This window comes from Thermodesulfobium acidiphilum (assembly GCF_003057965.1).
Taxonomy (GTDB): domain Bacteria; phylum Thermodesulfobiota; class Thermodesulfobiia; order Thermodesulfobiales; family Thermodesulfobiaceae; genus Thermodesulfobium; species Thermodesulfobium acidiphilum.
In genome coordinates this window covers 1,598,868-1,610,872 of the sequence record NZ_CP020921.1, presented here as the reverse complement: position 1 = coordinate 1,610,872, position 12,005 = coordinate 1,598,868, and the positions used below count along the sequence as shown (strand labels likewise).

General features: G+C 32.0%; 13 protein-coding genes. 10 read left to right on the top strand and 3 right to left on the bottom strand.

Translation table 11 applies throughout. The features are described 5' to 3' along the window. Positions 1-3 precede the first annotated feature (3 nt). From TDSAC_RS08120 to TDSAC_RS08075, 10 genes are all read left to right on the top strand, one after another. The gene (locus TDSAC_RS08120; protein ID WP_108309895.1) at positions 4-975 is read left to right on the top strand and encodes an ELM1/GtrOC1 family putative glycosyltransferase; all 972 of its coding nucleotides are present in this window, start codon (positions 4-6) and stop codon (positions 973-975) included. Between the two features lie 144 nt (positions 976-1,119). Beyond that, on the top strand, positions 1,120-2,145 hold the full coding sequence (locus TDSAC_RS08115; protein WP_108309893.1) for a glycosyltransferase family 4 protein: 1,026 nt from the start codon (positions 1,120-1,122) through the stop codon (positions 2,143-2,145). Further along, positions 2,135-3,154 carry a glycosyltransferase family 9 protein gene (locus TDSAC_RS08110; RefSeq protein ID WP_108309891.1) on the top strand — a complete coding sequence of 340 codons (1,020 nt, stop codon included), beginning with the start codon at positions 2,135-2,137 and terminating at the stop codon, positions 3,152-3,154. The genes TDSAC_RS08115 and TDSAC_RS08110 overlap by 11 nt, the downstream gene beginning before the upstream one ends. Continuing rightward, entirely contained in the window at positions 3,138-4,343 is a 1,206-nt protein-coding gene (aroC, locus tag TDSAC_RS08105) for a chorismate synthase (RefSeq protein ID WP_108309889.1), read from the top strand. The genes TDSAC_RS08110 and aroC overlap by 17 nt, the downstream gene beginning before the upstream one ends. Then, on the top strand, positions 4,340-4,864 hold the full coding sequence (locus TDSAC_RS08100) for a shikimate kinase (RefSeq protein ID WP_108309884.1): 525 nt from the start codon (positions 4,340-4,342) through the stop codon (positions 4,862-4,864). Before aroC ends, TDSAC_RS08100 begins: the two co-directional genes overlap by 4 nt. A 34-nt stretch (positions 4,865-4,898) precedes the next feature. Continuing rightward, a complete protein-coding gene (gene aroB, locus TDSAC_RS08095) occupies positions 4,899-5,951 on the top strand; it encodes a 3-dehydroquinate synthase (RefSeq protein ID WP_199919778.1) in 1,053 nt (350 codons plus the stop codon). Beyond that, positions 5,938-6,744 (top strand): shikimate dehydrogenase, encoded by an 807-nt coding sequence (gene aroE / locus TDSAC_RS08090; protein WP_108309879.1) that lies wholly within the window; start codon positions 5,938-5,940, stop codon positions 6,742-6,744. Before aroB ends, aroE begins: the two co-directional genes overlap by 14 nt. Positions 6,745-6,786: 42 nt before the next feature. Then, positions 6,787-7,758: a hypothetical protein gene (locus tag TDSAC_RS08085; RefSeq protein WP_108309876.1), complete on the top strand. Its 972-nt coding sequence runs from the start codon at positions 6,787-6,789 to the stop codon at positions 7,756-7,758. A gap of 17 nt (positions 7,759-7,775) precedes the next feature. Beyond that, the gene (gene mobB / locus TDSAC_RS08080) at positions 7,776-8,414 is read left to right on the top strand and encodes a molybdopterin-guanine dinucleotide biosynthesis protein B (protein WP_199919777.1); all 639 of its coding nucleotides are present in this window, start codon (positions 7,776-7,778) and stop codon (positions 8,412-8,414) included. Positions 8,415-8,431: 17 nt separating this feature from the next. Further along, positions 8,432-9,118 carry an endonuclease V gene (locus tag TDSAC_RS08075; RefSeq protein ID WP_108309874.1) on the top strand — a complete coding sequence of 229 codons (687 nt, stop codon included), beginning with the start codon at positions 8,432-8,434 and terminating at the stop codon, positions 9,116-9,118. Here the strand turns inward: TDSAC_RS08075 and TDSAC_RS08070 are convergent. From TDSAC_RS08070 to TDSAC_RS08060, 3 genes are read right to left on the bottom strand one after another with little or no spacing between them, the layout of a single operon-like run. Beyond that, on the bottom strand, positions 9,096-10,235 hold the full coding sequence (locus TDSAC_RS08070) for a glycosyltransferase family protein (protein WP_108309871.1): 1,140 nt from the start codon (positions 10,233-10,235) through the stop codon (positions 9,096-9,098). The two genes, TDSAC_RS08075 and TDSAC_RS08070, sit on opposite strands and share 23 nt — an antisense overlap. Continuing rightward, positions 10,236-10,691, bottom strand: coding sequence for a hypothetical protein (locus TDSAC_RS08065; RefSeq protein ID WP_150130316.1), 456 nt, complete (start codon positions 10,689-10,691; stop codon positions 10,236-10,238). A gap of 52 nt (positions 10,692-10,743) precedes the next feature. Further along, positions 10,744-11,991 carry an AAA-type ATPase lid domain-containing protein gene (locus TDSAC_RS08060; RefSeq protein WP_108309866.1) on the bottom strand — a complete coding sequence of 416 codons (1,248 nt, stop codon included), beginning with the start codon at positions 11,989-11,991 and terminating at the stop codon, positions 10,744-10,746. Positions 11,992-12,005: the final 14 nt, after the last annotated feature.

Below are 12,005 nucleotides of genomic sequence, written 5' to 3'. Positions count from 1 at the left end.
ACTTTGAAAATTATTATTCTTTCAGAAGGCAGGCCAGGGCACTACAATCAAGCTATATCTCTTGCAAAGTCAATTGGGCTAGATTACGAAATAAAAAATATACCATTTGTTGACTTTAGAACTGAAATAGTAAGAATTTTTGATAATTTTATTAGTAAAAAACTTGCTAGACAACTATTTATAAAATTTCTAGATACTAAACCAGAAAAATATATAGGAGCTATTGGTGCGGGCAATAGAGTCCACCCATTTTTAGCGCTTTTTAAAAAGGCTACAGGTTTGCCTACAATTTCTATCTTTTATCCAAAATTTTTGCCAGATATCTTTGATATGGTAATTGTCCCTTATCATGATAGAGCGCCAGATAATCCAAAGATTCACCGCATATTTGGGGCTATTTATTTTAAAGAAAAGCTAAAAAATGAGGAAATTAATGAATTTAAAGCCAAACTTGGGTCAGATGGGCCATGGATATCGATTGTGATTGGTGGGAATAGCAAGCATCATAGATTCGAATCTAATAAGATAATTGAAGGTTTGGAGTTGCTGTTTAAAAATGAAAATCTTAAGAATTATAAATATTTGTTATCTACTTCGAGGCGAACTCCTGAGGATTTTGAAAGCTTTCTTGAAAAAAAGAATTATCCGCTGGATTTTTCTGTTTATTACCATAAAGATAAAACGAATCCTCTCAGGTATTTTTTTGAGATATCTGACTTTGCAATTATTACTGCTGATTCTATTTCTATGATAACTGAGGCTATTAATTGTGGTTTATTTTGCTATTGTATTAAAATTCCTGAAAAGAGCAGGTCAAAATTTAGCAATTCATTTAAAATGTTAGAAAAACAAGGTTTTATTAAGTTAATAAATTACGAAGAACTGCTTAATATAACAAAAAAAGAAAGAATAAGGTTCGAAAATGCCAATCTATTATATGAAAAAGTGAAGAATCTATTTAAAAGTGATCAATAGCTGAACTTTATTTATAGGTATTGAGAAATATAGTATAAAATATTATATTAATTTTATTAAACTTCATACGAGGGGAATTATGATCTGTTTTATGTTTTTTTTTGAAATTATAAAAAAGAATATTTCTGGCATATCATTTTAATTATGAAGGTATTGCTTGTTGCTCACGAGAAGGATGCTGGAGGAGTTTCTCATCATGTTGTTAAACTTTCCAGTGAGCTTATAAATTTTGGACATGAGGTGAAAATTGTTTGGCATACTCCAAATGCAATTAATGATATAAGTTTGCCATTACATAGCAAAGATCCTGTTTCGCTGTTTCTTTCCTCTTTTGGATTATTAAGACTTCTTAAAGATTTTTCTCCTGACGTTGTTCATGTGCACTCAAGGATGCCATTTTTAGCTGTTTTGCCATGGGCTAAAGCTCTCAAAATTCCTGTAGTGTATACAGCACATGGAAACTATAGCCCTCACAGATTGTCAAAGCTAATTTCATTGGCTAATGTAGTTATATCGCTTTGTCTTACCCATCAAATTTATGTTACCAAGGAACTGGGCGTAGATGCAGAGAAAATAAGAATAGTTGGAAATGGAGTTGATACAGAAAGATTTAAGCCAAAAAATGTTGAAAAGGCAAAGGATGATATTGTAATAGGTTTAGTAGGAAGATTGGTTAGCGCAAAAGGTTTTTCATTTTTTCTTAAAGTTTTTAGCTATTTGCCTATTCAAACAAAACTTGTGATAGTAGGAGATGGAGAACTAAGGGAGACATTAGAGGAAGAAGCAATAAATCTTAACATATCATCCAGAGTGGTCTTTATGGGGAAAAGAGACGATATGGAAAGTATTTATCCAACTTTTGATATATTTTGTCTACCTTCTATTAAAGAGGTATATCCATTAGTTCTTTTAGAAGCAATGAGTTCAGGTCTTGCATGTGTTGCTTCAGATGTTGGATGTATTTCTGAAATAGGGAAAAATTCAATTATTGTCTTACCAAAATCTGATCTAAATTTGTGGGTAAAGTCCCTTTTGAGATTGATAGAGGATAAGGAAGGCAGACAAAGTTTATCAAAAAGGGCACTTGAAAGAAGTAAGACCTTTAGCTGGAAAAATGTAGCAAAAAGAGTTGAGGAAATTTATTTAGAAGTTATTAAAAATGAAAAATGATCTAAAGTCTTCAATGATTTATGAAGAGTTTAAAAGTAGGATTCTATTTATTAGATTTAGTTCCTTTGGGGATATAATTTTGGCTTCTGGTGTAGTATCTCTTTTAAAAAATTTATATAGAAATTCAGAAATTACCTGGATAATGGGAGAAGAATTTGTTCCTGTATTTCAGGATAGAGTGCTTGCAGACAGAGTTATTGGTATAAATAGATTTGGGATAAAGGGTTATATCTCTATGATCCTTTTGGCTAAATTTCTCAGAAAACATACTTTTGATATAGTTGTTGATATTCAAGACAATAAAAGGTCAGCGTTTCTTTTGAAAATGCTCAGATATAAATTAAGGACAAAATCTATGCCATCTCTTGAAGAAAGAGGTAATGATCACGCCTATTGCCATTTCTCTAGAATCTTAAAATCTATTGGGATCGATATGATGCCAGAAAGGCCGCATTTACTTTTTAACGATTTGGATGAAGAAATATTGAACGAGAATTTATATTCTCTAGGTTACAAAGGCGAGCCTCTTGTTGTATTTGCTACTTCTGCTAGTCAAGCTCTAAAAAGATGGAACGTTGAGCATTTCAAAGAATTAGCAAAGATTATTATTGCAAAAAATAAAGTATCTATTGCTTTAATTGGTGCGAAGGGTGAAGAAAAATATGGTTTTGAAGGCGAAAATATTTATAACCTTATAGGAAAACTGCCATATTTTTCTTCAATTCTCTTAATAAAGAAATCAAAGCTTCTTGTAACAAATGATTCGTCTCCTTTACACATGGCGTTTAGCGTTGGCACTCCAGCAGTAGTGCTATATGGTCCAACAAGGCCGAATTGGTCTCTCCCTGAAGGTCCATATTTTGCTATCCAGAGCCCTATAAGTTGTAGCCCATGCATGAAAAAAAACTGTCCTAAGGGTTTGCACTGTTTAGATGAAATACTGCCACAAAGTGTGTATAATGTAATATTAAAAAACAAGGAGAGAATAGGATTTGAGTTTTCAGTTTGAAAGCGCTGGAGAATCGCACGGAAAAGGTTTAACAATACTTATAAAGGGAATTCCAGCAGGTCTAACTATAGATCTAAACAAAATAAACAAAAGGTTGAAAGAGCGTATGTTAGGATATGGTAGGGGCAAAAGAATGAGTATAGAAAGCGATCAAGTAGAAGTTGTTGCAGGTTTGAGAGGCTCTAAGACCCTGGGTTCTCCCCTGGTTTTTTGGATTAAAAATAATGATTATAAAAATTGGTCTGAATACATGGATCCTATTACAGGTTATGGTAAGGAAGTCTTGAGTGCAAGACCTGGGCATGCAGATTTTGTTGGAGCCTTAAAGTATAATTTTGACGACATGAGAAATGTTTTGGAACGGGCTTCTGCTAGAGAAACTGCTTCAAGGGTGGCTGCGGGGGCTGTTGCAGAAATATTACTCGAAACCTTTGGTGTTAAAATTGGTTCATTTGTAACAGGCATTGGTGAGCATACCTTTCCTCTTCCCGACGATCTCTTAGATGGTTATAAAAGATCGCGTGAATCTATCTTCTTTACTCCATATCCTGAAGAGGATGAAAAAATAAAATTATACGTAGATGAAGTAAAGCTCAAAGGCGATACTTTGGGGGGAAGTGTATTAGCTTTCGCGTTGAACGTAGTACCAGGTATTGGAAGCTATACATCATATAACGAAAGGTTGTCCGCTATTATAGCCTTTCACATCTCTTCCATACCTGCAACAAAGGCTGTAGAAATAGGTTTAGGTGCACAATCTTCAAGGATGTTGGGATCTAACTTTCATGATGAGTTTACCACAGAGCAAAAACCCTCTTCTAAAAATCTTTATGGAGGTCTAAACCAATATTTGCCCAAGGGAATATTTAGAAGATCGAATTTTGCTGGTGGAATTGAAGGGGGGATTTCTAATGGTGAACCAATAATAGTAAAATCATTTATGAAACCCATACCGTCTACTGCAAAACCTTTAAATGGCTTAAATATTAGATCAATGAAAATTGAAGAAGCATCTTATCAAAGATCAGATGTATTGGCTATTGCTGCCTATTCAGTAATAGTTTCAATGCAACTTTCTATAGCCCTTGCTGATTGTTATCTCAAAAAATTCGGTAGCGATAATATAAATGAAACTTTAGATAATTTTGCTAGATATAAAGAATATCTTTTTAAGAGGTTTTCAACTTGAAAAAAAATATAGTTTTATCTGGTTTTATGGGTACAGGAAAATCGACTGTAGGAAAAGCTCTTGCCCAAAGATTGGGATGGGGTTTTGTCGATACTGATGAACAAATAGAATTGTTATCTGGCATGAAGATATCAAAAATATTTTCTGAGTTTGGCGAAGACGTATTTAGGAGATTTGAAACCCTAATAGTTTTTAACGTTTCTAAGCTATCAAACTACGTTGTATCGGTAGGGGGAGGAACTCTGGTAAATCCTTTCAATAGGGAAATTTTAAGCAAAAATGCTCTTATAATCACTTTTATGGCTCAACCTGAAGTGATTTATTCAAGAATTTGTTCAAATAGAGACAGGCCACTTTTAGATTTGGGCAGAGAAGATCTTATACTAGAGCGAATAAGAGATTTGCTTGAAAAAAGGATGAAATACTATTTTATGTCAGATTTTCTTTTGGATACCTCTTTTAAAGAAATATGTGAACTTGTTGACGAGATAATAGATCAAATTTATAACCTTGTTTTTTAAAATTTAAGATACTGAAAATTGGGTGATGATGTTTATGGTAAAAACTTTAAATTTTAGCTCAGCTGATGTGAACGTATATTTCAAATCTCTTGATGAGGCTCTGGATGAGATATTGGAAGATGGATATTCAAAAGTTTTAGCCGTTACACACTATATATTGTTGGAGATCTACGATTTAAAAAACACCTTTAAAAGAAGAAATATTGATATAGTTGTGCTTCCGGAGGGTGAAAAAACAAAATCTTTGTCGAAATTCATAGAGCTTTCAAAAATATTTTTTGAACACTCATTAGATAGATATTCTCATGTTATTGTTCTGGGTGGAGGAGTTTTGGGAGATCTGTGTGGTTTTTTGTGTTCTGTTTACATGAGAGGGATATCGTTTTCTCTTGTTCCTACCACTCTTTTGTCAATGGTGGACAGTTCAATTGGCGGAAAAAACGGCATTGATTTAGATTTTGGGAAAAATCTTTTAGGCAGTTTTTATCATCCGAAAAATATAGTTATAGACTTAAATTTTTTGAAATCACTGCCAGAAAGAGAAATTTCATCAGGGATGGCAGAAATTATTAAGTATGCAATACTTGATGACTCCTTTATACTTGATGAAATTAAAAAAGAGAGACCTGATATAGGAAGGTTGGTTGAGCTTTCAATTGATATAAAGTCTAGATATGTAAAAGAAGATGAAAGAGAGAAAACTGGGAAAAGGGCATTATTGAATCTTGGCCACACTCTTGGGCATGCCATAGAAGCTAGAACTTTGTACTCCAGATTTACTCACGGAGAAGCTATATCAATTGGTAGTTGTTTTGCTGCATTTTTCTCTTATTGTCTTGGATATGCCAATATAGAACTCTATAAAGAGATTAAATCTTTGTTCTGTAAGTATAATTTGCCTACTTCATATCCGACTGATTTAGATGTTGACTCAATTGAACAATATGTTTTAAAAGATAAAAAAAATATCTCTTCAAAGATAAGATTTGTTATTATGAAAGACTTTTCTGATGTTTTTATATATACCACTGATTTTCCACAAATAAAGAATTGTCTTTTGAAGTGGATTGAATATGAAAAGAATTAGCGGTCTAATAGGAAAAGATATTTCTTACTCGCTATCCCCTGCAATGCACAATAGAGCATTAGAAAAATTAGGCATTGATGCGGTATATTTATTGTTCGATCTTGAGAAGGAAAATTTGTTCGATTTTTTAAAAGTGATGATTGATGTGGGGGCTTTAGGATTTAACGTAACTATTCCATATAAAGAAACAATCATGGATTTGATCGATTGGGTTGATAACGATGCTATTGGAGCGAGAGCGCTTAATACCATTGTTCTGGTTGACAATAAGTGGTGTGGTTATAATACTGATATTTATGGGATAAAGGAATCTTTTGAAAACATTAATTATGATTTGAAAAATAAAGTAGTAGGAATTTTTGGGAGCGGGGGGGTAGCAAAGGCTGCGATATATTTTTTCCTCAAGGAAGGTGCAAGTGTTTGGGTGATGGGTAGAAGCCCTGAAAAAATAAAAGATCTATCAAAATTATATGGAGTTGATACCTTAATTTGGAGCGAGGATTTACCATATTTTGATGTATTGGTCAATGCTACACCTTTAGGAAAGAATTCTATAGGTATGCCTCCCTTTCCCAAGAATTTTGATATCAGTGGTAAAGTTTTTTTTGATATGGTTTATGTACCTGAATATACCCCCTTTTTAACAGAGGCAAGAAAGTTTGGAGCTTTTGTAATATCTGGGATTGATATGCTTTTATATCAAGGCGTTAAGGCATTTGAATTGATCTTTAAGGTTAGTCCCCCAATTGAGGATATGAAAGATGAATTGTTGAAGAGGGTCAGATCTAAATAGGTTAGGTCGAGGATTTTCAGTATATTTTTTGGAGGTATAAAATTGGATGATGATTTCATAGAAGTCAATCATGATATAGATGGAAAAAATGATAATTTGAAAGGAAAACAAAAATTAAAAGCTAAATTTTTTTCAATTTTTTCGGTTAAAGATTCTTGGTTTAATATTTTTGAAGCATCTTTGTTATTCTTTTTTGTAACAATTTCAGCTTTTTTTGACTCTTTTTATGGTCTTTTACCCTTTAGAACATCAGTTTTTATATGGCTTTTTGTATTTTATATAATTTATTCTTTAATTTTTTCAGTAGTTTTGAAAATAAGCCCAATTTATAAAATTCTGATATTAGTTATATCATCGTTAATTTTAGACATTATATTATTTTATTTTTCTTCTTTAATAGGAGTGTTTCCGTATAAGGGATTTGAGATTGAATTTGGACCCTTTATGATTATTTCCTCAGTTTTGTTACCATTTGCTACAGGTCTTTTAGGGGGCAGTTTTAATAAAAGAAAGAATGTTAACTCTAATATTAAAGAACCTGCGACTTTAGATATCGACAAAAGTATAGATATTCCTGATGAACCATTGAATAATCTAAAATATGATTTATCTAACACTTCTAAGACTGAAGTTTTTGAAAATATACAACTTCCTTTAAGCATTTCTGGCTTTTCTCATTATGCGGATAGTCTGGTTGGTTCGTGTGGATATATTTTGGTTGATAAGGATGGTGTGATTTTGTCTGAAAGAAACTTTTTTGAGAATAGTCAGGTGAAGGCACTAATTTTAGATTCTTTATCAAAGATGGTAAAAGACTCTCTTTTAAGGCTAGATTTTGGGAAGTTACAAAATATGCTTTTAATTGATGATCAAATAAGTGTGATGGCTTTTTTGTTGAAGAATGAAGCAAAATTCTTTGTATTTTTTGATTCAAGACTTGACAGAAGTGCTCAATTTGAGCTTTTTAATGAGGCTTTTAAGCTTTCTTCCAGATTAGTTTTTGACATAATTTAGTTAATTAGGGAGGTAAAATGCTGTTTGAAATTATTAGCTTTGTAGGAAAAAGCAATTCTGGAAAAACTACCTTTCTTGAAAAATTAATTTCTGAAATCACAAAAAGAGGTTATAAGGTAGGAGTTTTAAAACACGATGTCCATGGCTTTGAAATGGACAAAGAAGGTAAAGATACGTGGAGGATGGCAAAGGCAGGGGCCTGGTCGGTTGGGATCTCTCATTCTGAAAAGATGGCAATTATTCAAAAAGTCTCAAAAGAGCTTACTCTTGAAGAAGTTGCGAAATTTTTTGAAGGAGTAGATATTTTATTTACTGAAGGATATAAAAAAGAAGGCAAAAAGAGAATTGAAATAAGAAGAAAAGGTATAGAACCTCTGTGTAAACCAAACGAAATTGTAGCACTGGTAACTGATGAATTTACTTCTGAGGCTGTGCCACAGTTTCCCATTGACGATCCTGTCCCGATTGCTGATTTTATTGAAGAAAAATTTATTAAATTTAGAAGAGTTGAATGTGCTCTTTGGGTAAATGGCGAAGAGGTAGAGTTAGGATCTTTTGTCGAGAAAGTTATAAAAGAAGTTAATATTGCTTTGATAAGCACATTGCATGACATAGATCCGAACATAAGGTCTGTTGATTTGAAAATTAGAATATAAAACTTGATAATTTCAAGATGGAAAAGTATGAACTTTTGTATCAAGAAGCTATAAAGCTTGAACTTATGTCAGTTTCTGAAGCAAAGGAATTTCAAAATAATTTAAGAAAGATGTTAAGTTTTTGTGATTTTAATATCTCTAATGATATAAAAATACTTGGTTTAGACGTTTCTTATAAAAACAATCTTTCTAAAGCAAGCGCAGTGGTTTTTAGTTTAAAGGATAAAGAAATTATTCAAACAAGCGTTTCAAGGTGTGCTGTAAGATTTCCATACATTCCGGGTTTTCTTGCTTTCAGAGAAGTGAAGCCGTTGATTGCTGCTATGAGAGATATTACAGTTGATTTTGATGTTGTAATGGTTGACGGTCAGGGAATAGCACATCCGAGAAGGGCAGGTCTTGCCTGTCACATTGGCTATATTCTAAAAAAGCCAACCTTCGGTTGTGCTAAGTCTAGGCTTTTTGGGAAAGAATTAGGTGAGCTTGGTCCCAAGAAGGGCAGCTTTGTCGCACTTGTTGACAAAAATGAAACTATAGGAGCAGTTTTGAGAACACAAGATAATGTATCTCCTGTCTATGTTTCTGTTGGAAATATGATTAATTTGACCAATGCAATAGAAATAACTCTCAAGTGTTCGTTTTCAAGAATACCCGAACCCTTAAAAATTGCAGATAAACTTTCTAAAATAATGGCTGAGGTCTAATGTTTATGTTTGTGAAAATAATATTACCCAGATCTTTTTGATATGATTCATCGCTTAGCTCAATCATAATTTTTTCAGCCGCGCTAAGAAGTGTACTTTGATTTTTTAGAACGTATTCTACTTTATCCCACATCTTTTCGTAGGGAAATAGAACTTCAGGAAATATATTTTTTCCTAATAAAATGTTTGGTAAGAGAAAACATATTCTCTTTTCGTTGTATTTTGGAGGTATAAATACTTGATTTGATTTTTCAAGTTTTTTCTTATAGAAGAAAAAGTCCCATGGATGTATTCTATATACTCCTATGAACGGTATCCTTTCCTTTAAAATTCTTAAGACCATTGTCCCAGAGGTTACAATTGCTGCTTCAATGCTTTTTATTGTCCTTTCTTCTACGTTTATCCTTTTTGAAATTAGAATTTTAAATATGTTTTTTTCTAAAGGTCCAAATGGAATTATATTGAAAGTAAAATCGTTTTGTTTTTGTAGGCATTCATCTAAGACAAATGGTAAAATCCAGTCTACTTCTTGAGCTCTACTTCCTGGAAATATGCCAATATTAACTTTTCCTTTACCAAAGGAAAGCGATCTGACGGGAAAAATTTTATTATTATCATCTATGATAGGATTCTTTACTAAGAAAGTTTTTTTTCCTGTATTTTTGTATACATCGAGATAAAATTTATATGGTACAAGAAATAGGTCGAAAGGTTGTGCAATATTATTCATTTCCTCTTGAGTCTTACCCCATGGGCCAGGAGGGAAAAGATATACAAATGGTGACTTTATCCCGATAGATCTTAATTTTTTTGCAAGCCTAACGTTTGTTCCTCCGAAGTCAACAAATATAAGGATATCTGGATTTATTTCTTTAATCTTTTCAGTTATTGTTCTAATGTAATTTGCAACTAATAAAGTTTTTTGAAGAGATTTTACCAGACCAATAGCGCTAAGATTACTTGTGTCATAAATTGTTTCACAATCTATATTTTCAGCAAGAAAGCTAGAAGAAGCAGCATACAGCTTGAATGGCTGAATTTTTTCAATCGATCTAAGAAGATTTAAAGAAATTTCTTCTGCCGAACGCTCGGCTGTAAAAATTGCTATCTTTAGCAATTACAACATACCACTATCTAATTCTGCTGGTTTTTCTACAAGTAAATAGTCTATTCGCTTTATAATATCCTGGTCAATATTCGTAGTATAAATAGATTCTATTGCATATTCATTCGTTAGACCTGAAGAATCAACCTTTATTCTTATAATAGCTGAGAGTTTTGGAGGGATGTCAATATAATAAAAACCGCCTTCCTTTGGAAGGACTTGATTGTTTGTGGTAGTAGCTGTGGCTTTTATTCCTAGCGGATAATCAAGATATATGTATACTCTAATTTGATTTGCAGTTAGGTTTTGGATTGTATGAAAGAAAAGTGTTTGTGTAAAAGGATAAGTGCTATAAGGAATGGGGTATGAACTTTCAGGATCGCCCTGGCTCACGCTTATAGACATCGCCATGGCTTTCGTTTGAGCTAAAACCAAAAACAGTATAGTTAGAAATATTAGTTTCCTCATAACTAATTATTTTAGCACAAAATTTGTAGTCTTTGAAAGATGTGTAAATAATTTAATTTTTTCTGGATCTTTTGGATTTTGGTACTTCAATTTTTAATTTTTTTAGTTTTCTAAAAAAAGTACTTCTTGTAAGCCCGAGTTCTTTTGCGGTTAAGTCCCTATTAAAATTATTTTTTTTGAGAGCGCTTAATATAATTTCTTTTTCTTTACTAATTATTCCTTCTTTTATATTAACTTCTTTTTGCAAAGTTTCTGGCAAATGACTTACATCAATTCTTTCTTCTGAGCAAATAAGAACTGCTCTCTCAATGATATTTCTAAGCTCTTCTATGTTTTCAGGAAATTCATAACTAATAAGAGCATTTATTGCTTCTTGAGTGAAGCCTGAAATATTTTTGTCGTAGATTTTACTAAAATGAAACAGAAAGCTTTCAGCGCAAAACATAATATCTTCTTTGCGAAATCTCAACGGTATTATTTCAAATTTGAATTCATTAATATTGAAATAAAATTCATCTCTTGGGAAATAATCTTTAGAAGACGAAAAGATTATAAGCTTATTATTAATATTGCTTAAATTTTTAAGAAAATTTGATAACTTTATTTTAAATTCTTTAGTTATGAAGTCTAAGTCTTTTATATGGATTGCATCAAAATCTGAAAAAATTCTTTCCAGATTTAGTTCTTTAATTGTTTTTAAAGAAAATTCCGAAAAATTTTTAATATTTTTGTTTTTTAAGATCCACTTTACAAGGTTGCTTTTGCCTGTTCCCTTTTCGCCAATAATATAGATTTTATTTATATTAGGTAAAGCGGTTTTTAGGAGAGAAAAGTTCTTTTGCATTTGTAAATTTTTACTTGTAAAACAAAAATTTTCTTCGACTTTAAGGATTTCTTCTCTTAAAGCCATTATTTCAGATTGATCTCTAAATACTTGTGCCACACTTACTATTTCATTGGATAAATTTTTTATCAAAACATTTGAAACGCTGATAAAAACTTTGTTCCCAGAAGAATCTATTATATAACCGTGCCTTTTGGTACAGCTACCCTTTTCAAGAGCTTCCTTTATTGGGCAGTTGTTTAAACACATATTCGATCTAAAAACGTCATAGCACCTTTTGCTTATTGCCTCTTCCTTTGTTACTCCAGTGATATGTTCAGCTGCTTTGTTAAAAAAGATTATTTTAAAATCTATATCGACTGCATATATTCCATCATTTACGTTGTCTAATAATAAAGTGCTGACCTCTGAAATATTTATATTATCTATATCAAAAAGGGCTATGACGTTTTTCAATACAACTCCTTCAA

Bases quoted from the DNA above. Each gene is read 5' to 3' on its own strand.
- TDSAC_RS08115 (WP_108309893.1), top strand. From the start codon at position 1,120: ATGAAGGTATTGCTTGTTGCTCACGAGAAGGATGCTGGAGGAGTTTCT.
- TDSAC_RS08110 (WP_108309891.1), top strand. From the start codon at position 2,135: ATGAAAAATGATCTAAAGTCTTCAATGATTTATGAAGAGTTTAAAAGT.
- aroB (WP_199919778.1), top strand. From the start codon at position 4,899: ATGGTAAAAACTTTAAATTTTAGCTCAGCTGATGTGAACGTATATTTC.
- aroE (WP_108309879.1), top strand. From the start codon at position 5,938: ATGAAAAGAATTAGCGGTCTAATAGGAAAAGATATTTCTTACTCGCTA.
- mobB (WP_199919777.1), top strand. From the start codon at position 7,776: ATGCTGTTTGAAATTATTAGCTTTGTAGGAAAAAGCAATTCTGGAAAA.
- TDSAC_RS08075 (WP_108309874.1), top strand. From the start codon at position 8,432: ATGGAAAAGTATGAACTTTTGTATCAAGAAGCTATAAAGCTTGAACTT.
- TDSAC_RS08065 (WP_150130316.1), bottom strand. From the start codon at position 10,691: ATGAGGAAACTAATATTTCTAACTATACTGTTTTTGGTTTTAGCTCAA.